This is a genomic window from Sphingomonas sp. SORGH_AS_0870 (assembly GCF_031453175.1).
GTDB lineage: Bacteria > Pseudomonadota > Alphaproteobacteria > Sphingomonadales > Sphingomonadaceae > Sphingomonas.
The window spans coordinates 1,173,708-1,194,090 of record NZ_JAVIYW010000002.1 but is presented as its reverse complement, the minus strand read 5'-3'; the positions used below and the strand labels follow the sequence as shown (position 1 = coordinate 1,194,090).

Annotated in this window: 18 protein-coding genes; 4 read left to right on the top strand and 14 right to left on the bottom strand. The window is 67.0% G+C overall.

The window, feature by feature from the left end; all coding sequences use genetic code 11:
* Positions 1–69: 69 nt before the first annotated feature.
* On the bottom strand, positions 70–1,236 hold the full coding sequence (locus tag QE363_RS06150; protein ID WP_309693191.1) for an acyl-CoA dehydrogenase family protein: 1,167 nt from the start codon (positions 1,234–1,236) through the stop codon (positions 70–72).
* A gap of 180 nt (positions 1,237–1,416) precedes the next feature.
* Between QE363_RS06150 and QE363_RS06145 the strand changes: the two genes are divergently transcribed.
* A complete protein-coding gene (locus QE363_RS06145) occupies positions 1,417–3,570 on the top strand; it encodes a histidine kinase dimerization/phosphoacceptor domain -containing protein (RefSeq protein ID WP_309693189.1) in 2,154 nt (717 codons plus the stop codon).
* A 177-nt stretch (positions 3,571–3,747) separates the two neighbouring features.
* Here the strand turns inward: QE363_RS06145 and QE363_RS06140 are convergent, their stop codons facing one another.
* From QE363_RS06140 to rpiA, 7 genes are all read right to left on the bottom strand, one after another.
* The gene (locus tag QE363_RS06140) at positions 3,748–4,140 is read right to left on the bottom strand and encodes a biliverdin-producing heme oxygenase (protein WP_309693187.1); all 393 of its coding nucleotides are present in this window, start codon (positions 4,138–4,140) and stop codon (positions 3,748–3,750) included.
* A gap of 113 nt (positions 4,141–4,253) precedes the next feature.
* Positions 4,254–5,000 carry an HAD-IIB family hydrolase gene (locus QE363_RS06135; protein ID WP_309693184.1) on the bottom strand — a complete coding sequence of 249 codons (747 nt, stop codon included), beginning with the start codon at positions 4,998–5,000 and terminating at the stop codon, positions 4,254–4,256.
* Positions 4,997–5,818 (bottom strand): Cof-type HAD-IIB family hydrolase, encoded by an 822-nt coding sequence (locus QE363_RS06130; protein WP_309693181.1) that lies wholly within the window; start codon positions 5,816–5,818, stop codon positions 4,997–4,999. Before QE363_RS06130 ends, QE363_RS06135 begins: the two co-directional genes overlap by 4 nt.
* Positions 5,815–6,798 (bottom strand): phosphogluconate dehydrogenase (NAD(+)-dependent, decarboxylating), encoded by a 984-nt coding sequence (gene gnd, locus QE363_RS06125; protein ID WP_309693179.1) that lies wholly within the window; start codon positions 6,796–6,798, stop codon positions 5,815–5,817. Before gnd ends, QE363_RS06130 begins: the two co-directional genes overlap by 4 nt.
* 76 nt (positions 6,799–6,874) lie before the next feature.
* Positions 6,875–7,999, bottom strand: a complete 1,125-nt coding sequence (tal, locus tag QE363_RS06120) for a transaldolase (RefSeq protein ID WP_309693176.1) — start codon at positions 7,997–7,999, stop codon at positions 6,875–6,877.
* Positions 7,999–10,086 carry a transketolase gene (tkt, locus tag QE363_RS06115; RefSeq protein ID WP_309693173.1) on the bottom strand — a complete coding sequence of 696 codons (2,088 nt, stop codon included), beginning with the start codon at positions 10,084–10,086 and terminating at the stop codon, positions 7,999–8,001. Before tkt ends, tal begins: the two co-directional genes overlap by 1 nt.
* A gap of 75 nt (positions 10,087–10,161) precedes the next feature.
* On the bottom strand, positions 10,162–10,833 hold the full coding sequence (gene rpiA, locus QE363_RS06110; RefSeq protein ID WP_309693171.1) for a ribose-5-phosphate isomerase RpiA: 672 nt from the start codon (positions 10,831–10,833) through the stop codon (positions 10,162–10,164).
* Between the two features lie 251 nt (positions 10,834–11,084).
* On the opposite strand from rpiA, the gene QE363_RS06105 reads away from it, so the two are divergent.
* The 3 genes from QE363_RS06105 to QE363_RS06095 are packed head-to-tail and all read left to right on the top strand — an operon-like array spanning position 11,085 to position 17,099.
* Entirely contained in the window at positions 11,085–12,287 is a 1,203-nt protein-coding gene (locus tag QE363_RS06105) for an efflux RND transporter periplasmic adaptor subunit (protein ID WP_309693168.1), read from the top strand.
* 7 nt (positions 12,288–12,294) lie between these two features.
* On the top strand, positions 12,295–15,522 hold the full coding sequence (locus QE363_RS06100) for an efflux RND transporter permease subunit (protein ID WP_309693166.1): 3,228 nt from the start codon (positions 12,295–12,297) through the stop codon (positions 15,520–15,522).
* Entirely contained in the window at positions 15,522–17,099 is a 1,578-nt protein-coding gene (locus QE363_RS06095) for an efflux transporter outer membrane subunit (protein WP_309693164.1), read from the top strand. The genes QE363_RS06100 and QE363_RS06095 overlap by 1 nt, the downstream gene beginning before the upstream one ends.
* A gap of 292 nt (positions 17,100–17,391) precedes the next feature.
* Here QE363_RS06095 and QE363_RS06090 read toward each other — a convergent pair whose 3' ends face one another.
* The 6 genes from QE363_RS06090 to QE363_RS06065 all read right to left on the bottom strand — a co-directional run bounded on the left by QE363_RS06090 (position 17,392) and on the right by QE363_RS06065 (position 20,091).
* On the bottom strand, positions 17,392–17,751 hold the full coding sequence (locus QE363_RS06090; RefSeq protein WP_307103235.1) for a phasin family protein: 360 nt from the start codon (positions 17,749–17,751) through the stop codon (positions 17,392–17,394).
* A 77-nt stretch (positions 17,752–17,828) separates the two neighbouring features.
* A complete protein-coding gene (locus QE363_RS06085) occupies positions 17,829–18,284 on the bottom strand; it encodes a hypothetical protein (RefSeq protein WP_309693161.1) in 456 nt (151 codons plus the stop codon).
* Entirely contained in the window at positions 18,274–18,744 is a 471-nt protein-coding gene (locus QE363_RS06080) for a hypothetical protein (protein WP_307103231.1), read from the bottom strand. Before QE363_RS06080 ends, QE363_RS06085 begins: the two co-directional genes overlap by 11 nt.
* Positions 18,745–18,794: 50 nt before the next feature.
* Positions 18,795–19,142, bottom strand: coding sequence for a hypothetical protein (locus QE363_RS06075; protein ID WP_307103229.1), 348 nt, complete (start codon positions 19,140–19,142; stop codon positions 18,795–18,797).
* A gap of 53 nt (positions 19,143–19,195) precedes the next feature.
* On the bottom strand, positions 19,196–19,741 hold the full coding sequence (locus QE363_RS06070; protein WP_309693156.1) for a helix-turn-helix transcriptional regulator: 546 nt from the start codon (positions 19,739–19,741) through the stop codon (positions 19,196–19,198).
* 152 nt (positions 19,742–19,893) lie between these two features.
* On the bottom strand, positions 19,894–20,091 hold the full coding sequence (locus QE363_RS06065; protein ID WP_309693154.1) for a hypothetical protein: 198 nt from the start codon (positions 20,089–20,091) through the stop codon (positions 19,894–19,896).
* Between the last annotated feature and the right edge of the window lie 292 nt (positions 20,092–20,383).

Genomic DNA, 20,383 nt, shown 5'->3' with positions numbered 1-20,383 from the left:
GCCCCTCCACCACGCTCTGCGAGCGCAGTCCCCCTCCCCAAGCAAGCTTGGGGAGGAATGCGTCGGCCGTCATTGCGCCACCTTTTCGAGCTTGCCGATCAGTTCGCGGCCGATCAGCATCCGGCGGATTTCGTTGGTGCCCGCCCCGATGTCGAGCAGCTTGGCATCGCGCGCGAAGCGCTCGACCGGCCAGTCCTTGGTATAGCCTGCACCGCCCAGCGCCTGGATCGCTTCCAACGAGACCTTCACGGCATTTTCGCTGGCGAGCAGGATCGCGCCCGCCGCGTCGAACCGCGTCGTCCGTCCGGCATCGCAACTCCGCGCCACCGCATAGACATAGGCCCGCGCCGAGTTGAGAGCGACATACATGTCGGCGACCTTGGCCTGGATCAGCTGGAACTCGCCGATCGCACGGCCGAACTGCCGCCGCTCGCGGACATAGGGCACGACCACGTCGAGGCATGCCTGCATGATGCCCAGCTGAATCCCCGCCAGCACCGCGCGTTCATAGTCGAGCCCGCTCATCAGCACGCCGACGCCGCCATTCATCGGCCCCATCACCTGCGCGTCCGACACGAAGCAGTCGTTGAAGAGCAGCTCGGCGGTCGGGCTTCCGCGCATGCCCATCTTGTCGATCTTCTGCCCGATCGCGAAGCCGGGCATGGCTTTCTCGATCAGGAAGGCGGTGATCCCCCGGCTGCCCTCGCCCGTCTTGGCATAGACGACCAAAGTATCGGCATAGGGCGCGTTGGTGATCCAGAATTTGGTGCCGTTCAGCACCCAGCCGCCATCGGCCTTCACGGCCCGCAGCTTCATCGAGACGACGTCCGACCCGGCCGACACTTCCGACATGGCCAGGCTGCCGACATGCTCGCCAGAGATCAGGCCGGGCAGGTATTTCGCCTTCTGCTCTGGGCTGCCCCAGCGGCGGATCTGGTTGACGCACAGATTGGAATGCGCGCCATAGGACAGGCCGAGCGATGCCGAGGCGCGCGACACTTCCTCGATCGCGACGACATGCTCCAGATAGCCCAGACCCAGCCCGCCATCGGCTTCGTCGACGGTGATGCCGTGCAGACCCAGCGCACCCATTTCGGGCCAGATGTCGCGCGGGAACCAGTCCTCCGCGTCCATGCGCGCGGCCAGCGGGGCGATCCGGTCGGTGGCGAAGCGGCGCGTCGCCTCACGAATCATGTCCGCGCTCTCACCGAGCGCGAAGTCGAAATCGTCGATCATGTCCTCTCCAGCGGATCTGATGTCCGTTGCGTGGCTTTAACCGGATATTACCCGATCGCGCAATGATTGTTCCAAAACGAGATTAGGTGTCGCGATAAGGGATCGATTGCCGTGCTCAACCATTTGCAAAGGGGTCAGTAACCCGGCATGTGGCAGGGAAGAGAGGAAAGCCCGACCCTGATGGCCACCCGCACCATCGCAACCGACCCTGGCCAGGATATCACGGCTTGCGATCGGGAACCCATTCACATTCCAGGCGCCATCCAACCCCACGGCCTGTTGCTGGTCGTGGCGGCCGATACGCTGTGCGTCGTCGCCGGAGCCGGTGCGATCGAGGAGCGGCTGGCGCCCGACTGGCTCGGCCAGCCGATCGCCGCGGTGGTCGGGGACGAGGTGGCGCAGATCGTCGGTGCTGTGCCCTCCGTCATGGGATCGGTGTCGGCGGTGCGCCCGGTCCATGGCCTTTCCGAGATCTTCACCGCGGTCGTCCATCGCACACCGGACCATCTGCTGCTGGTCGAACTGGAGCCGGGGATCGCGGACACCCCCTGGGGCGGCGGCAGTCCGCTGAACTGGCTGGACGCGGCGGCGACCAGTTTCGAGCGGGCGGGCGACCTGCCGATGCTCTACGAGCGGGCGGCGACGCTTTTCCGCACGCTGACCGGGTTCGACCGGGTCATGCTCTATCGCTTCATGGACGAGGATTCGGGGCAGGTCGTGGCGGAGTCCCGCACGCCCGAGCTTCATTCCTTCCTGAACCATCATTTCCCCGCCTCGGACATCCCCAGGCAGGCGCGCGCGCTGTATATCCGCAACCGGACGCGCAGCATCCCCGATGTCGATTATGTCCCCGCCCCGCTGCGCCCTGCCGGGTTCGAGACGGTGGACCTCAGCGATGTCGGCCTGCGCAGCGTGTCGCCCATCCATGTCCGCTATCTGAGGAATATGGGGGTCGCGGCCTCCGCCTCGATCTCGATCGTCAAGGACGGGCTGTTATGGGGGATGATCGCCTGCCACCATCACAGCCCGCGTCGCCTGTCCTGCGAGCTGCGCGCCGCGGCCGCCGCGCTGGCGGGTGGACTGGCGCGCCAGATTCGCGCGCGGGAAGAGGCCGAGCTTTATCGTGAGCGGCTGCGCCTGCGCGCGGACGAGGATGCGATCCTACCGCGCATCACCGGATTGGGCGAGATTTCAACCGCTGTCGCGCGGATGATGCCCGAATTGATGGCGATGCTGGGCGCAACCGGCTTCGCCATGATCGAGGGCGGCAAGGTGCAGAGCCATGGCGTCTGCCCGCCGTCGCTGGCGATGATCGAGCTGGCGCTCTGGGCGACCGCGCGTACCGGCGGCGAGCTCTATGCGACGCATGAGCTGGGCAGCGTGTCGCCCGACGCCAAGGCGCTCGCCGCGACCGCCAGTGGGATGCTGGTGCTGCCGCTGGTCGATGGTGGCGTGACCCTGTTGTGGTTCCGTCCCGAACAGGTCGAGGAGATCGAATGGGCGGGCAATCCGCACAAGTCGGTCGGCCTGTCGCCCGACGAGACGCTGACCCCGCGCGCATCCTTCGCCAGCTGGAGCGAAACGGTGTGCGGCCGCTCGCGCCGCTGGACGCTGGAGGAGATGGAGGCGGCGCATCGCCTGCGCCGGGCGCTGCACGATGCCTTTCAGAACAACCGGCTGCGCGGGCTGAACGCCGCACTTCAGCGGACGATGGACGACAAGGACGCGCTCCTGCTCCAGAAGGACGTGCTGATGAAGGAGGTGGACCACCGCGTCCAGAACAGCCTTCAGCTCGTCTCGTCCTTCCTGGCGCTCCAGGCGCGGTCGACCAACGACCCGCAGGTCCGCGAGCAACTGACCGAGGCGCAGGCCCGGCTGTCGGCGGTCGCACTGGTCCACCGCAGGCTGTACCGCGACGACCATATCCAGACGGTCGATCTGGCACGCTATCTGGAGGAACTGGTCGGCGACATGAAACAGTCGCTGGGGGCGGAATGGGCCTCGATGATGCGTCTCGACCTGGCGCCCGCGCTGATGCCGACCGACCGGGCGGTCAATCTGGGGCTGGTGACGACCGAGCTGATCATCAACGCGACCAAATATGCCTATGGCGGCGCGGCAGGGCCGGTGACGATCACGCTGGAGCAATATGGCAACCGCCTGCGCCTGGTCGTCGCGGACGAAGGGCGCGGACGCAGCCATGGCGACGATGACGGGCGCGGCTTCGGCAGCCGGATGATGACGGCGATGATGCAGCGGCTGTCGGGCACGATCGAATATGCCGACAACCAGCCGGGCCTGCGCGCCATCGTGATCGCCCCGATCGCGGATTGAGGGGGCAATAATGCCAGCCCCCACCCCCCGTTCAGCCTGAGCGAAGTCGAAGGCCAAGGGAATCCACCCCGCCAGGCAGAATGAGGCGATGGGAGGGGCGTGGCCTTCGACTTCGCTCAGGCTGAACGGAGGTGGGGGATCGAGCAGGCGCGGAGGGAACGCCCCGACGGCATCCCCCTAGGCCGCGCGTCGATACAGACCGAACACCTGCTCCGCCGCCGCCACGGCGCGGTCGATCCATGCGGGGTCCACCGCCGCATCGTCCAGCGCATGCCGAAAGGCCCGCCACTCGCCCGAACCGAACCCCGATTCGAGATAGGCGCGGGGAAATTCCTCCCCCACCTGCCGGGCCAGCATCACGCCGCCCAGCCGTGAGCCCTCGGTGACATAGAGCGCGCCCCAGCCGGTCGCCTCGTCGTCGGGCAGATCGAATGGCAGCGGCTCGGGCATCTCCTGCCCGAGCGCTGCCAGGTCCGCCGCCAACGCCTTGCGCCGCGACCGCCATGGGAACGCCACATCCTGCCCCTGCAACCACGCCTCGACCGCCGGCAAGGCGCGGGCATGGGCCATCAGAAAGGCCGCGTAGCTGTCCCGATCGTCCAGCCGATACGCGCCATAAGCCGTATCGACCGCATCATGCGCGGAGGCGGTGCGCGCGCGCAGCGCCTCCGACGCGGTCGCGCTTACTTCAGACAGGCGACGATCCCCGCGATCACCGCCAGCGTTTCTTCGGGGTCGCGCACGCGGACGGTATCGAGGCCCAGTTCCTTGGCCGGATAGTCGTTGCCGCCGGGGAAGATCGCGTCGCCGATGAACATCATCGTATCGAGCGGAATCCCGCTGGCGTCGCGCAGCTTCTTGAGGCCATAGGCCTTGTCGACGCCCTCACGGGTGATGTCGATCGAGGTCGCCCCGCCCATGTTGATCGACAGGCCCGGCAGGCGCTGCTTGAGGTCGGCCTGGATGACCTTGCGCTTCTCGAACTTGGGGTCCCAATGTTCCTTGGCGTCGATCGGCGCCTGCTGGCCGAGCGCCGAGAAGGTGATCTGGCTGCCGCGATCCTCGATCCGCTCGCCCCAGGTCTGCTCGGGCACGAAGCCGGTCGCCTCCAGCGAGGCGTCGAACGCCTCCAGGATCTTCGCCTTGGTCGCATCGTCGAACAGTTCGGCATAGACCGGGGTCCAGCCGCCGTCCTGATAGGTGTAGAGCTTGGTGCCGGTCGTCGGCATCAGCCACAGCTTGGTGCGGTCCGCCCGGTCTGGCAGTCGGCTCGCCACCTGCTTGTCGAATTGCGGCCAGTCCCCGCCCGAGATCACCGCAACATGCGCGACGGCGAGCAGGTCGGCCAGCGCCTCCCCCATCGGCTCGCCCAGGGGCTGTTTGCTTTCGGCCAGCGTACCGTCGAGGTCGAACGCAACCAGTTGCTTCATGAAGACACTCCAATTCTGGGCATGATGAAGGTATCGATGGCATAGGCCACGCCGTCGTCCGCGTTGGAACGGGTGTGTACCGATATCTGTTCCTTAACAGCGTCCGGCGCATTCGCCATCACGATCGGCAACCCGGCGCGTGTCAACATGGGAAGATCATTGGCCTGATCGCCCAATACTGCGACCTGTTCGAGGGGAACTCCAAAGGCCCTGGCGAGTGTCGCCACGCCGTCGCCCTTGTTCGCGGCCAGCGCCGTCACGTCGAGATAATAGGTCTGCGACTGAGCAATGGTCGCCTCGGCCCCATGCGCCGCATTCGCCTTTTCGTGCAGGCCGCGCAGCAGATCGGCGTCGTCGCTGACCAGCGTGATCTTGTCGACCTTGTCGACCAGCGCAGCAAAGTCCTGCGTGATCACCGGCTCCTGCGACGAAGCCTTTCGCTCATGTTCGACATGAGTGCCTTCGTCGCTGCTGGCGTACCAGCGATCGTCAGCGAAGACCCAGATGGCGACGTTATTGTCCGCCGCCATCGCCAGCACGTCGTTCACGACCGCGACCGGCACCCGGAACTGCGCATCGACGCGGCCGTCGCGGCGGAACACCGTCCCGCCGTTGAACGCGCCGATCGGCGCATCGATCGCCAGCTCGTCGGCCAGCCATCCCAGCCCCGACCGGGGCCGGGCGCTGATGATGGTGAAGCCGACCCCCGCCGCCTCCAGCCGCTTGACGGCGGCGATGGTGGCGGCGCGCAGCTTCTTGTCGGGGTCGACGAGCGTGCCGTCGACATCCGACACGACAAGCCGTATCGGCCCGCTCATTGCGGGATTTCGGTATGGCCACCAAAGCCGAAGCGCATCGCCGACAGCACCTTGTCGCCATAGGTATGATCGACCCGGCTGCGATAGCGCGCGAAGAGCGAGGCGGTCAGGACGTTGGCCGGGACCTTCTCCTCCATTGCCGCGTCGATCGTCCACTGGCCCTCGCCCGAATCGGCGACATGGCCCGAGAACTGCTCCAGCATCTCGTCCTTGGCCAGCGCGATCGCGGTCAGGTCGAGCAGCCAGGACGAAATGACGCTGCCGCGACGCCACACTTCGGCGATGTCGGTCAGGTTCAGGTCGAAACGCTCGTCCTCGGGCAGCTTGTCGCTGTTCTTCGACTTCAGAATGTCGAAGCCCTCGGCATAGGCCTGCATCAGCCCATATTCGATGCCGTTGTGGATCATCTTGACGAAGTGACCGGCACCGGCGGGACCGGCATGGATATAGCCCTTCTCGGCGCGCTGATCGACCTTCTCGGCGATGCGGCCCGGCGTGCGGACGATATCGCCCAGTCCCGGCGCCAGCGCGTCGAAGATCGGGTCGAGATGGTCGACCGTTTCCTTGTCGCCGCCGATCATCATGCAATAGCCGCGCTCCAGGCCCCAGACGCCGCCCGAGGTGCCGACATCGACATAATGGATGCCCTGTTCGGCGAGCATCTTGGCGCGGCGGATATCGTCCTTGTAGAAGCTGTTGCCGCCGTCGATCACCACGTCGCCGTCCTTGGCCAGCTTGGCGATCTCCGCGATCGTGTCCTCGGTCGGGCCGCCTGCGGGCAGCATTACCCACCAGATCGCCTTGTCGGCGAGCTTGGTGGCCATGTCCTCCAGCCCCGTGGCCGCCTCGGTGCCGTCCTTGGCGAGCGTCTGCACCGCCTCTTCGCTGCGATCCCAGGCCACCACCTGATGCCCAGCCTGCATCAGGCGGCGTGCGATATTGCCACCCATGCGGCCAAGGCCGACCAGACCGATCTTCATGCGGAACTCCATTATGTTCTTGATGTCGTAGAAAGTGAAAGGCCCCCTTCCCGTCCTGGGAAGGGGGCCTGTCGGATCAGGCCGTCGCGGGCTGCTTCTGCCCGATCGCGCCGAGCAGATCGTCGAACGCCTTGACGAAGGAGGCCACCCCCTCCGCGACCAGCGTGCCGGTCACGCCGTCCAGGTCCAGGCCCAGCCGCTCGGCCTCGGCGAGCACGTGCTTGGCTTCATCGATGTCGGCCGTCAGCGTCTCGGCCACCGTGCCATGGTCGCGGAAGGCGTCCATGGTCTTGGGCGGCATGGTGTTGACCGTGTCCGGCCCGATCAGCGTGTCGATATAGAGCGTGTCGGGGAAGGACGGATCCTTGGTCCCCGTCGACGCCCAGAGCAGCCGCTGCGGCTGCGCGCCCTTGGCGGCCAGCGCCTGCCAGCGGTCGGACTTCAGGAAGTCGAGATACCATTGATAGGCCAGCTTGGCGTTGGCGATGGCAACCTTGCCGCGCACGGCCTTCAGCGCATCCGCCTCGGCATCACCGGCGGCGACGCGCTCGTCGATCTTCTTGTCGATCGCCGAATCGATGCGGCTGATGAAGAAGCTGGCGACGCTGGCGATCCGGTCGATCGGCTGGCCGGCCTTGACCCGCTCTTCCAGCCCGGCCGCATAAGCCTCCGCCACCTTGATATAGGCGGCCTGCGAGAAGAGCAGCGTGACGTTGACGTTGATCCCCTTGGCGATGGTCGCCGAGATCGCCGGCGCGCCCGCATCGGTACCGGGGATCTTAATCATCAGGTTCGGGCGATCGACCGCGTGCCACAGCTTCTCGGCCTCGGCGATGGTCGCGTCGGTGTCGTCGGCGATATAGGGCGACACTTCCAGGCTGACATAGCCGTCCTTGGCGTCGAGACGGTCATAGACGGGCTTCAGCGTTTCCGCTGCCGCCTTGATGTCCTGAATCGCCAGATGCTCGTAACGGTCGATGGTCGCCGCGCCGGGGTTTTCCTTGTCGAACGCCGCCAGCGTGCCGTCATAGGCGTCGCCATGCCCCATCGCCTTTTCGAAGATCGACGGGTTGGAGGTGACGCCGGTCAGCCCGTCCTCGGCGACGAGCTTTTCCAAGCCCTTCGCCTCGAGGAACTTGCGATCGACGAAATCGAGCCAGGGGGCGCAGCCCTTGGCGCCCAGTTCCGACAGCTTGCTCATCACTTGGTCTCCAGCATTTCGCGGGCCACCTTCACGACATTGTCGTGGGTGAAGCCATACTTGTCCTGCAACTTGGCGAGCGGCGCCGATGCGCCGAAGGTCGACATGGTGATCGTGCGACCGTCGAACCCGACATAGCGGTCCCAGCCGATCGACCCGGCCTGCTCGACCGCCAGACGCTTGGTCACGCCCTTCGGCAGCACGCTTTCCTTGTACGCCGCATCCTGCAGCTCGAAGCGATACCAGCTGGGCAGCGAGACGACGCGCGCCTTGATGCCATCGGCCTTCAGCGTCTCATAGGCGTCCGTCACCAGCGACAGTTCCGACCCCGTTGCGATGAGGATGATGTCGGGTGTGCCGTCGCAATCCGCAAGGACATAGCCGCCCTTCTTCACGCCCGAGGCAGGCGCGTACTTACCGCGATCGAGCGTCGGCAGCGCCTGGCGCGAGAAGATCAGCGCGGTCGGGTGGCTGGCCGACTCGACGGCGCAGCGCCATGCCTCGGCCACTTCGTTCGCATCGCCGGGGCGGATGGTGTCGAGGCCGGGGATCGCGCGCAGCGTCGCCAGATGCTCGATCGGCTGATGGGTCGGACCGTCCTCGCCCACGCCGATCGAGTCGTGCGTGAAGACGAAGGTCGCCCCCAGTTCCATGATCGCGGCGAGACGGATCGGCGCGCGCATATAGTCGGAGAAGACCAGGAAGGTCGCGCCATAGGAGCGCAGGTGCGACAGCGCCATGCCGTCGACGATCGCGCCCATCGAATGCTCGCGCACGCCGAAGTGGAAATTGCGCCCCTCATAGCTGCCCGGCTGGAACGAGCCGCCGTCCTTGATGAGCGTCTTGGTCGAGGGCGCGAGGTCGGCCGAGCCGCCGATCAGCCAGGGCACCTTGGCAGCGATGGCGTTCTGCACCTTGCCACCCGAGTCGCGGCTGGCGATACCCTTGGCATCCGCCTCGAACACCGGGATGTCGCTGTCCCAGCCCTCGGGGAGCTTGTCGGCGAGCATCGCGTCGAGTTCGGCGGCGAGTTCGGGATATGCGGCGCGGTAGCGATCGGTCATCGCGACCCATTCGTCGCGCAGCGGCTTGCCGCGTGCCTCGATCGCGCCTTGGAAGGCTTCGCGCACGCCGTCGGGAACCAGGAACTTGGCGTCCTCGGGCCAGCCATAGGCCTTCTTGGTCGCGCGGATCGCATCCTCGCCCAGCGGCTCGCCATGCGCCTTCTCGCTACCCGCCTTGGGGCTGCCATAGCCGATCACCGACTTCACGACGATGAAGGTCGGCTTGTCCTCGGTCGCCTTGAAGGTGTCGAGCGCGGCGGTCAGCGCGGCCACGTCGTTCGCGTCGTCGACGTGCAGCACGTTCCAGCCATAGGCCTCGAACCGCTTGCCCACATCCTCGTTGAACGCGATGTCGGTGCCGCCTTCGATCGAGATCTGGTTCGAATCGTAGATCCAGCACAGGTTGGACAGCTTGAGATGCCCGGCGGTCGAGGCCGCCTCGGACGCCACGCCCTCCATCATGTCGCCGTCGCCGCACACGACATAGACGTCATGGTCGAAGACGGGGAAACCCTCGCGGTTGAAATGCGCGGCCAGCCAGCGCTCGGCGATCGCCATGCCGACCGAATTGCCGCAGCCCGCGCCCAGCGGGCCGGTCGTGGTCTCGACGCCGGTGGTGTGGCGATATTCGGGGTGGCCCGGCGTCCTGGAGTTGAGCTGGCGGAAACCCTTCAGGTCCTCCAGGCTCAGCGCGGGCTTGCCCGACTTGTTCCCGTCCGCGTCGATCTCCTCGATCCCCGCGAGGTGGATCAGCGAGTAGAGCAGCATCGAGGCATGGCCGACCGACAGCACGAAACGGTCGCGATTGGGCCAGTCGGCATGGGCGGGGTCATAGCGCAGGAATTTGGACCAGATGGTATGTCCGACCGGGGCCAGCGCCATCGGCGTGCCGGGGTGGCCCGAATTGGCCTGCTGCACCGCGTCCATCGACAGGGTACGGATCGTGTCGATGGTCAGGCGCTCGATCGACCCATCTTCATGCAGATGGGTGTCGGCCACGGCGTTGGTGGTGGCATCGGTCATGGAATCTGGCCTCATCCTTCGTATATGTGACCGCACGCGGGCGCGAACGATCCTGGTTGCCATGCGTCACCGGCCTTAGCGCGGGTTCCGCCCCCGTTCCAGCCGGGTAACGATTCCGTCGTCGGCAATATAGGCGGCATCGATTTCGCTGAGGAACAGGCCATGCCCGACGACGCCGGGGATCGCCATCAGCGCGTCCGCCAGCGCATGCGGGGCCGCATCGTCCCAGCCATGGCCGTCGATGACGATATTGCCATTGTCGGTCCGGTAATCCTGACGCTCGACGCAGCGGACGAACAGTTGCGCCACCCGCGACGTCGCAAAGGCCGCCGCAAAGGGCAGTATCTCGACCGGCAGCGGCGCGCCGCCCAGACGCGCCACGCGTTTCGCCCCATCGGCGATCACGATCATCCGGTCGGCGGACGCCGCCACGACCTTTTCGCGCAGCATCGCGCCGCCCGCGCCCTTGACCGCGCGCAGTCGCGCATCGATCGCATCCGCGCCATCGATCGCCAGGTCGACGCGCGAGACCGTGGCGAAATCGCGCACCCGAATCCCCAGCGACGTCGCCAGCGCGGCGCTCGCCTCGGAGGTGGCGACGGCGTCGATCCTCAGCTTTCGGGCGGCCAGCGCGGCGATGGCGTGGGCGGCCGTCGATCCCGTTCCCAGTCCGACGAGCATGTTGTCGCAAACCTCATCGACCGCTGCGGCAGCGGCCAGGCGCTTATCGGCATCGCGATCGGTCATGTCGTTTGAAAATGCTTGAGAAACGCAAAGGCTCCCCACCCGGCGCGGTTTTGCCGCGGCGCGACAATTTGCGACAATTAAGGCAGGAGGATTAGGCCATCATCACTTGCCTTTTCGGACCCGCCACGTGCAATTTGTTGGCGCTCAGCAACGTTTCGTCCCGGTCGCGCATTTTCGCGCATGCCGGGCGCGCGGCCGGACTTTTCAGGCAGGTGGACGAATTGAACTTTGCAGGTTTTCGCGGGCACGGCATGCTCGCCGGTACGGCCATGGCCGTCGCACTGCTGACGCTGTCGGGATGCGGCGGGAAGGAAGCGGGTGGCGCCGCCAAGGGACGCAATGGCGCGCAGGCGACGCCGACCGTCGGCTTCGTGACCGTGCAGCCGACCAACGCCCCGATCGTGACCGAACTGGCCGCGCGGACCAGCGCCTTTGAAAGCTCCGACGTCCGGCCGCAGGTGACCGGCATCATCCGCCGCCGCCTGTTCACCGAGGGCGCGCTCGTCAAGCGCGGCCAGCCGCTCTACGAGATCGATCCCCGCCTCTATCGCGCCGCCGCCAACCAGGCCGCCGCGAACCTGCAAAGCGCGCAGGCCAATGCCGAGGCGACCCGGATCCAGGCCGAACGCTATCGCCCGCTGGCGCAGATCGAGGCGATCTCGAAGCAGGACTATACCAATGCCCAGGCCAGCGCCCGCCAGGCGGCGGCCCAGGTCGCCCAGACCCGCGCCGCGCTGGAAACGGCGCGGGTGAACCTGCAATTCACCACCGTCCCCGCGCCGATCAGCGGGCGGATCGGCCGCTCGCTGTTCACCGTCGGCGCGCTGGTCAGCTCGAACCAGACCGATCCGCTGGCGCAGATCCAGCGGCTCGACCCGATCTTCGTCGATATCCAGCAGTCGGCGAGCGACCTGTTGTCGCTGCGGCGCAGCCTGTCGGCGCGCGACGGCCTGATCCCCGCCAGCGCGCAGGTCCGGCTGCGGCTGGAGGACGGCACCGATTACGGGCAGGTCGGCACGGTCGAGTTCGCCGAGGCGGTGGTCGATCCCCAGACCGGCACCGTGACGCTGCGCGCGCGCTTCCCCAATCCGCAGGGGCTGCTGCTGCCCGGCATGTTCGTCCGCGCGCGGTTCGCGCAGGCGATCGATACCAGCGCCTATCTGGTCCCCCAGCAGGCGGTGTCGCGCGACGCGAAGGGCAATGCGACGCTGTTCGTCGTCGGGCCGAACGACAAGGTGCAGCAGAAGACGGTGAAGGCCGAACGCACGCAGGGCAGCTTCTGGGTGGTCACCGACGGGCTGAAGCCCGGCGACCGCATCATCACCCAGGGCCTGTCCAACCTGCGCGACGGCCAGAGCGTGCGCGCGGTGCCCGCCAACAGCCCGCAAAAGGTCCAGCCCCCCTCGCCCGAACAGATGAAGACGATGCAGGCCGCCAAGGGCAAGGCGGGCTGACCGGACCATGCTCAGCCGCGTCTTCATCGATCGTCCCATCTTCGCCTGGGTCCTTGCCATCATCGTCATGCTGGCGGGCGTCGGCGCGATCATGGGCCTGCCCATCGCGCAATATCCCGACGTCGCCCCGCCCCAGGTGTCGATCCGCGCCACCTTCCCCGGCGCCTCGGCGCAGACGCTGCAGAACTCGGTCACCCAGGTCATCGAACAGCAGCTGACCGGCATCGACGGGCTGCTCTATTTCCAGTCCTCCTCGTCCAGCCGCGGCTCGGTGTCGATCACCGCCACCTTCGCCAAGGGCACCGACCCCGACATCGCGCAGGTCCAGGTCCAGAACCAGGTCCAGCAGGCGGTCGCACGCCTGCCGCAACAGGTGCAGCAACAAGGCCTGGTCGTCCGCAAGTCGAACCCCGACTTCCTGTTGATCGCGGGCGTCTATGACGAGACGAACCGGATGACGAACCAGGACGTCTCCGACTATCTCGTCTCCAATCTCCAGGACCCGCTGGGCCGTATCCAGGGTGTCGGCGACACCAACGTGTTCGGATCGCAATATGCGATGCGCATCTGGCTGAACCCGGAAAAGCTGGCCTCGTACCAGCTGATGCCCTCGGACGTGACCACCGCGATCCAGAACCAGAATACCGAGGTCGCGGCGGGCGAGGTCGGCGGCACGCCGTCCGCCTCGACCCAGATGCTCAACGCCACCGTAACCTCGCAGTCGCGACTCCAGACGCCCGAGCAGTTCCGCGAGATCATCGTCAAGACGCTGAACAACGGCGCGACCGTCAAGCTGTCCGACGTGGCGCGGATCGAGCTGGGTGCGGAAAGCTATGCCGCGGTCAGCCGGATCAACCAGCATCCGGGCGCCGGTATCGCCGTGCTGATGGCGCCGGGCGCCGACGCGCTGAAGACCGCCGAACTGGTCAAGGCCGAGATCACCCGCGTCGCCAAGGGCTTTCCGCCGGGCCTGAAGGTCGCCTATGCCAACGACACCACCGCCTTCATCAAGCTGTCGATCGACGAGGTGGTCAAGACGCTGATCGAGGCGATCATCCTCGTCGTCATCGTCATGTTCGTTTTCCTGCAAAGCTGGCGCGCGACCCTGGTCCCGACGATCGCGGTGCCGGTGGTGCTGCTGGGCACCTTCGCCATCTTCTATATGGCGGGCTTCTCGATCAACACGCTGACCCTGTTCGGGCTGGTGCTGGCGATCGGTCTGCTGGTCGACGACGCGATCGTGGTCGTGGAGAATGTCGAGCGTCTGCTCGAGGAAAATCCCGACATGACCCCGCGCGAGGCGACGATCGAGTCGATGCGCGAGATCACGGTAGCGCTGGTCGCCATCGCGCTGGTCCTGTCGGCGGTGTTCCTGCCGATGGCGTTCTTCGGCGGGTCGACCGGCGTCATCTATCGCCAGTTCTCGATCACCATCGTCTCGGCGATGATCCTGTCGGTGGCGGTCGCGATCATCCTGTCGCCCGCGCTGACCGCGACGCTGCTCAAGCAGAAGGCGAAGGAGGGCGAGGACGGCGCCTGGCTCGACCGCAAATTCCCACGCGTGGCGCACGGGCTCCAGCGCGCGAAGGACGGGTTCAACCGCCGCTTCGACTGGACGGTCGAGAAATATGTCTCGGCCGTGCGCACCGTGGTCGACCGCAAATGGCTGTTCCTGCTGATCTATGTCGGCGTCGTCGCGCTGCTGGCGATCCTGTTCCTGCGCCTGCCCACCGGCTTCCTGCCGACCGAGGATCAGGGCGCGGCCATCGTCCAGTTCCGCCTGCCCGCCGGTGCGACGCAGAACCGCACCATGGAGATCCAGCGCCGCGTCGAGCAATATTTCGCGCAGCATGAGGGCAAGAACGTCCAGGTGCTGTTCTCGGTCGCGGGCGGCGGCGGTGGCGGCACCAGCGGCCAGAATACCGGCCAAGGCTTCATCAACTTCGTCGACTGGGCCGATCGCAAGGGCAAGGAAAACAGCGCCGATGCGATCACCGGCCGCGCCTCCGCCGCGTTCCGGGGCTTGCGCGACGCGCAGGTCTTCGCGCTGGTCCCCCCCGCCGTGCGCGGCCTTGGCCAGTCGGACGGCTTCACCATGGAGTTGCAGAATACCTCCGGCATGCCGCTGGAGAAGTTCGAGGCGGTGCGCGACGAACTGCTCGCCAAGGCCAATGCCGATCCCAAGCTGGCCTCGGTCCGCCTGACCGAACTGCCCGACATCGCCACGCTGCGCGTCGACCTGGACCAGCAGAAGCTGTCCGCGCTCGGCCTCTCGCAGCAGCAGGTCAACAGCACGCTGTCCACCGCCTGGGGCGGGCAATATGTCAACGACTTCATCGACCGGGGCCGGGTGAAGCGCGTCTATGTCCAGGGCGACGCGCCGTACCGCGCCGAGCCCGAGGACCTGAAGCAATGGTTCGTCCGCGGGTCGAGCGGGCAGATGGCGCCCTTCTCATCCTTCTCGACGATCAACTGGGGCGTGGCGCCGACCACCCTGTCGCGGTTCAACGGCATCCCTTCCTATGAATTCCAGGGATCGGCCGCGCCGGGCTACAGCTCGGGCGACGCGATGCAGCGGATGACCGAGCTGGCGGCGGATATCCCCGGCACCTCGGTCGCCTGGGCGGGGCTGTCCTATCAGGAACGGCTGTCGGGCGGGCAGGCGCCGATCCTGTACGGGCTGTCGATCCTGGTCGTCTTCCTGTGCCTGGCCGCGCTCTATGAAAGCTGGTCGATCCCGTTCGCCGTGCTGCTGGTCATCCCGCTGGGCCTGATCGGCGCGGTCGCCTTCGTGACATTGCGCGGGCTGACCAACGACGTCTATCTCCAGATCGGCCTGCTGACGACGATGGGGCTGGCGGCCAAGAACGCCATCCTGATGATCGAGTTCGCCGAGCAGGCGGAGAAACAGGGCAAGCGGATCATCGACGCCGCGCTGGAGGCGGCCAAGATCCGCCTGCGGCCGATCCTGATGACCAGCTTCGCCTTCATCTTCGGCGTGCTGCCGCTCGCCATCTCGACCGGCGCGGGCGCGAACAGCCGGATCGCGATCGGCACGGCGGTGATCGGGGGCATGCTGACGGCGACCGTGCTCGCGATCTTCTATATCCCGCTCTTCTTCGTGCTGGTCCGCCGGTCGGTGCGCAACGGCCTGGCCCGTCTGCGGGGGCGTCCGACGAGCGAGCATGGCGCGGGGCATCGTCCCCCCGCCACCGAAGGCGCGGAGAAGGCCTGATGCGTATTCCATCCCCCCTGCCCGCGATCCTGCTGGCCGCCACCGCCCTGTCGGGCTGTTCGATGGCGCCCAAATATGTCCAGCCCGCCTTGCCGGTGCCGGCCTCCTGGCCGGTCGGCGATGCCTATCTCCGTCAGTCGGAGGCGGCGCTGCCCAGCGTGCGCTACAGCGACATCTTCCGCGACGCGCGGCTGCAACGGCTGATCGCGCAGGCGCTGGCGAACAATCGCGACCTGCGCGTGGCGGCCGCCAACATCGCCGCGACGCGGGCGCAATATCGCATCCAGCGCGCCAGCCTGTTGCCGCAGGTCGATGCCACCGGCCGCTACAGCTATACCGATCGCGGATCGGGCGGCGCGGCGAGCCAGGCGGTCGGCAATGGCGGCACAGGCACCGGAACCGGCGGAACGGGGACGGGCACGGGTGGTGTCGGCACCGGCGGAACCGGGACGGGTGTCGGAACCGGGGGCACCGGCGGCTCGATCGTCACCAGCTCGGGCGGCAATGGCAGCGCCTGGTCGGTCAATCTGGGCACGACCGCGTTCGAGCTGGACCTGTTCGGGCGCGTGCGGTCGCTGACCGGCGCCGCACTCGACCGCTATTTCGCGACCGAGGCGGGGGCGCGGGCGACCCGGCTGACGCTGGTCGGCGACATCGCCGATGCCTGGCTGAACTATGGCGCGGACCAGAGCCTGCTCGCCATCGCGCAGCAGACCGCCGCGAGTGCCGAGCGCAGCGTCACGCTGACCCGCGCCCGGTTGGAGGGCGGCATCGCGCCGCGCACCGACCTGCGGCAGGCCGAACAGGTGCTCGCCACCGCGCAGGCCGATCTCGCGCAACAGAAGACCGCCGTGGCGCAGGACGTCAACGCGCTGCAACTGCTGGTCGGCGCGCCGATCGAGACCAGCCTGCTCCCCGCATCGATCGAGGAGGCCGCCCCCACCATCGCCACCCTGCCCGCCGGGCTCGATTCGGGCATCCTGCTGCGCCGCCCCGATGTGGTGCAGGCCGAATATCAGCTGCGCGCGACCAATGGCCAGATCGGTGCGGCGCGCGCGGCGCTGTTCCCGCGTATTTCGCTGACCGGGCTGGTCGGCTTTGCCAGCACCGCGCTGTCCTCGCTCTTCTCGGGCGGCAGCTTCAACTATTCGGTCGCGCCGTCGGTCAGCTATCCGATCTTCCAGGCGGGCGCGGGCGTCGCCGGGGTCCGCTATTCGGAGGCGCAGCGTGACGCCGCGCTGGCGACCTATGAAAAGACGATCCAGACCGCGTTCCAGGAAACCGCCGATGCGCTGGCCCGGCAGGGGACCATCGCCGATCAGCTGGGCGCTAATCGCCGCTTCCTGACGGCGGCGGCGGATACCTATCGCCTGACCGAAGCCAGCTATCGCGGCGGAATCACGCCCTTCCTAAACACGCTGGATGCGCAGCGCTCGCTCTATTCGGCGCAGCGCACGGTGATCGCGACCCAGCTGACGGCGGCGAGCAACCGCGTCGCCCTCTACCGGGTGCTGGGCGGCGACTCGCTGCTGGAGGCGACGGCCAACGGCCCGGTGCCGGTCAGCCCCGCCGGCTGAAGCGATCCCGCCCGGCCGCCTCGCGCGCCGGGCGGAATGCCGTCAGGATTGCGTCTTCTTTCCTCTCCCCTGGACAGAGGAGAGGGTTAGCGAAGCTTGCCAGCCTGCTGGCTAGCGCAGCTTGGGTGAGGGGGCGAGCGAGCCCAAAGGCTCGCGCGCTCGCGAAGCGAGCGCCCACCCCTCACCCAGCTCCGACTAAGCCTTTGCTTTCGCAAAGGCCAAGTCTGCGCAACCCTCTCCCCTCTAACGAGGGGCGAGGGAAGGATAAGGCATCGCTGACTGTCGATCGGCCCTAATTGCCGGACCCGCGCGCCGCGCCGACGGCGTCGCGACCGAACTGGACGATCAGCTCGCCGATCTCGCGCGCCTGCGCCATCGAGCGATTGCCCTGTTCGCGCAGGAACTCGGTCTGGATGCGCATCACGTCGCCCAGATCCTTGGCCGAGGCCGCCGAGCGCATCGCGGCGAAAGCCTCGCGCGTGTTGGTTTCGGCCTGTTCCAGCATCTTGAGCGTGACCTGCGATCCGCCCTCGGCCATCTTCTGGCCGGTCGCCTGCATCGCCTCGCCCGCGCCCTTCACCCGGTCGGCAAAGGCGCCGGTGCCCATGTCGCCACCGATCGCACCTGCGCCGCCGCCATTATCCTCGGCCATCTCATCCGTCTCCTTGCCTTTGCCCGTGTCCCTTGAACCCTTGGCCGCGTCAGGAGTTTCACCCCGTCCGATCGCGCTCAAAACCCTGCGAAATACCGGGTCAGCATCGCCTCGGCGGGTGCGCCCAGCGTCAATCCGTCCTCGTGGCGCTCGACCCAGCCGCGCTGGACGAGCAGCGCGATCCAGCGGGGGCCGGTCAGACCCTCCGGCGGCAGGCCGATCGCGTCCAGCAGCGCCTCGTCGGACAGCGGCTCGCCCGCCTCGAACAGCGCGATGATGATCTCCCAGGCCGGGTCGCCGAACATGTCGGCACAGGACCCCGCGATCCGGCGCAGCTCGATCCGCTGGTTCAGGATCATCCGCGCGCATTCCCGCGGGGTCGGCACGCGCGGCGCACGCGGCACCGGCACACCGCCGGGCGTCCCCGAAATGGCGGCGATACGGGTCTGCACGTCCGCCATGACCTCTACGAAATGCTGGAAGCTCGCGCGATCCGCCTCGGGCCAGTGCAGCAGGCGAAATTCAGGCTCCATGCCGCTCGCCGCCCCGCCATGGCAGGGTCCAGTCGGGATCGGTGCCATAGCGCGCCAGCCGGATGCGATGGCGCAGCACCCCCATCCCCAGCAGGACGAGCATGGGATAGGCCAGCTTGCCGCCCGCCGCCGCATACATCCACGGCATCAGCGCCGGGTCGAAGCCCTTGACCCCGTGAATCCCCACCGCCAGCAGATGGAAGGCGGCCAGCCATAGCGGCCAGAACCGGTTGGCCAGCAAAGCCACGCCGGTCAGCCCCATCATCAACGCCAGGTCGATGCCCAGCTCCAGCGCCTCGACACGGTGAAAGCTGGTCGACGGATCGAAGGGCAGGACCACCGTCGCGACCGAGGCGCACAGCAGGATCACGGCGGTGGTGCGTTCGGGCCATCCCCCCAGCGTCAGCGCATAGAGGCAGACCAGCCCTTGCAGGAAGTTGAAGACATAGACGTGAGTCACGGCGTGCCCCGCTGCCTGGATGATGGGTCGGACACGCCGTGCCTGTCGGATCAGGCCGCGGCGCGCAGCGGCATCGGCGACACCGTGCCGGTGACTTCGGGCGGCTTGGGCCGATTGTCGCCATATTCGTCGGCGTCGAAGCCGATCGTCTTGCCGACCTTTTCGAGGATGCGGTGGCTCTGCACCGTATGGCCGCGCGCCTGGCCGATCGCCATCATCGCCTGGCCCAGCATCTCGAAGGCGTGCTGGCCGACGACCGCCGACAGCTTCGCCTCGGCCCGTGCCCGCGGCAGGGCCATCGCCAATGCGCCCGCCGTCGCGAAGGCCGCGTCGAGATCGTTTTCCAGCTTCCACAGCAGCTCGGTCACCTGAAGTGCCGATTCATGTTCGGTCATCATCGCTTGCCCCCGATTTCGACCATGCCCGCTCCCGGCGGCATGGCACATTGCCGTCAGCCAAGGTGCGACAGCCGCCCGATGACCCGGGTCATCACATCGAGTCCCGTCGCCAGCATGCCGAAGCCGATGGCGAGCGCGACGGCGATCGTGGGTATCCACAGCAGCCTTTCGGCCATGGTCATGTCGTTGCGGGCCTGGCCCTGACGCCGGACCGGGAGAGACAAGCGGGGCGATGCGTGGACATGGCCGCCCTGCACCGCCCCGCCGACCGTACTCCCATCCGGTGCCATCGGAAGTGGCATGGGCGTCGGTTCGGAAACTAGCCCCGCAGAATCGGGTATGATTTTATGCGGGGCAGGTTCCGCTTCGATTTCAGGGACTTGGTCATTTTCATGGGCCTCGAAATCGGCCAGTGCGATGGCCGCGTCGCGGCGATTGCGTGCGCCCAGCAGGCGAACGGCCTCGGTCAGATAGCTGTCGACGGTGGATTTCCCGAGCCCCAGCTCGGCGGCGATTTCCTTGGACCCTTTCAAGGCCTTCACCCCGCGCAGACATTCGCGATGGCGGCGGGTCAACAGGGCGAAACGTTCGGGGGTCATCACTTTTTCCGGCCACGCCGGGCGGATCGCCCGCGTGCGTTCCACGCCCTAGCCGCGAGAGTGGTGCCTCGCCAAGACACTCCTTGTCCAATTTGGCGTCCGATCTGGCCAGGACACGAATATTTAAGGATTTGGATCGGCCTCCGTCGGCCTCACTCGCGCCGGGTCGAGGACGCGATTCCCTCGATCGAATCGAGCGCCTTCAACAGATCGTCGAACGCCGTATCCTCCTGGACCGGGAAGGACCGCCGGAAACCCGACCCCAGCACGTCCAAATCGCGCTGGGTGAGCAGGCCGACCGCGACGATCGGGTCGGGTAGGCGGGGCGATTGGGGCGTGTCCTTCGCCATCACCGCCATCCACCATCGGTACGCGCGTCGCGGCGTATCGCGGACAATGGCGAACGCGCCGTTACCGCTTCGTGCCCCCTATCCGATGCGGGGAATCGTGAAACGATCAGGCCGTGCATTATCCGAACTCCATCCATGACGGCTCAACCCGTCATTCGGCACAGCTGTTCCACGGATTTTCCACGACAGCACCGCCGGTTGCGATGGTTGCGGGAGAGGGCATTGTCGGAAAGGGCGGGACGACGGCGTTTCCGCAACTTGACACCCTTCCCTGTCGGCCCCGCCATTGCTA

Bases quoted from the DNA above. Each gene is read 5' to 3' on its own strand.
- QE363_RS06150 (WP_309693191.1), bottom strand. From the start codon at position 1,236: ATGATCGACGATTTCGACTTCGCGCTCGGTGAGAGCGCGGACATGATT.
- QE363_RS06145 (WP_309693189.1), top strand. From the start codon at position 1,417: ATGGCCACCCGCACCATCGCAACCGACCCTGGCCAGGATATCACGGCT.
- QE363_RS06140 (WP_309693187.1), bottom strand. From the start codon at position 4,140: ATGGCCCATGCCCGCGCCTTGCCGGCGGTCGAGGCGTGGTTGCAGGGG.
- QE363_RS06135 (WP_309693184.1), bottom strand. From the start codon at position 5,000: ATGAAGCAACTGGTTGCGTTCGACCTCGACGGTACGCTGGCCGAAAGC.
- QE363_RS06130 (WP_309693181.1), bottom strand. From the start codon at position 5,818: ATGAGCGGGCCGATACGGCTTGTCGTGTCGGATGTCGACGGCACGCTC.
- gnd (WP_309693179.1), bottom strand. From the start codon at position 6,798: ATGAAGATCGGTCTGGTCGGCCTTGGCCGCATGGGTGGCAATATCGCA.
- tal (WP_309693176.1), bottom strand. From the start codon at position 7,999: ATGAGCAAGCTGTCGGAACTGGGCGCCAAGGGCTGCGCCCCCTGGCTC.
- tkt (WP_309693173.1), bottom strand. From the start codon at position 10,086: ATGACCGATGCCACCACCAACGCCGTGGCCGACACCCATCTGCATGAA.
- rpiA (WP_309693171.1), bottom strand. From the start codon at position 10,833: ATGACCGATCGCGATGCCGATAAGCGCCTGGCCGCTGCCGCAGCGGTC.
- QE363_RS06105 (WP_309693168.1), top strand. From the start codon at position 11,085: ATGCTCGCCGGTACGGCCATGGCCGTCGCACTGCTGACGCTGTCGGGA.
- QE363_RS06100 (WP_309693166.1), top strand. From the start codon at position 12,295: ATGCTCAGCCGCGTCTTCATCGATCGTCCCATCTTCGCCTGGGTCCTT.
- QE363_RS06095 (WP_309693164.1), top strand. From the start codon at position 15,522: ATGCGTATTCCATCCCCCCTGCCCGCGATCCTGCTGGCCGCCACCGCC.
- QE363_RS06090 (WP_307103235.1), bottom strand. From the start codon at position 17,751: ATGGCCGAGGATAATGGCGGCGGCGCAGGTGCGATCGGTGGCGACATG.
- QE363_RS06085 (WP_309693161.1), bottom strand. From the start codon at position 18,284: ATGGAGCCTGAATTTCGCCTGCTGCACTGGCCCGAGGCGGATCGCGCG.
- QE363_RS06075 (WP_307103229.1), bottom strand. From the start codon at position 19,142: ATGATGACCGAACATGAATCGGCACTTCAGGTGACCGAGCTGCTGTGG.
- QE363_RS06070 (WP_309693156.1), bottom strand. From the start codon at position 19,741: ATGACCCCCGAACGTTTCGCCCTGTTGACCCGCCGCCATCGCGAATGT.
- QE363_RS06065 (WP_309693154.1), bottom strand. From the start codon at position 20,091: ATGGCGAAGGACACGCCCCAATCGCCCCGCCTACCCGACCCGATCGTC.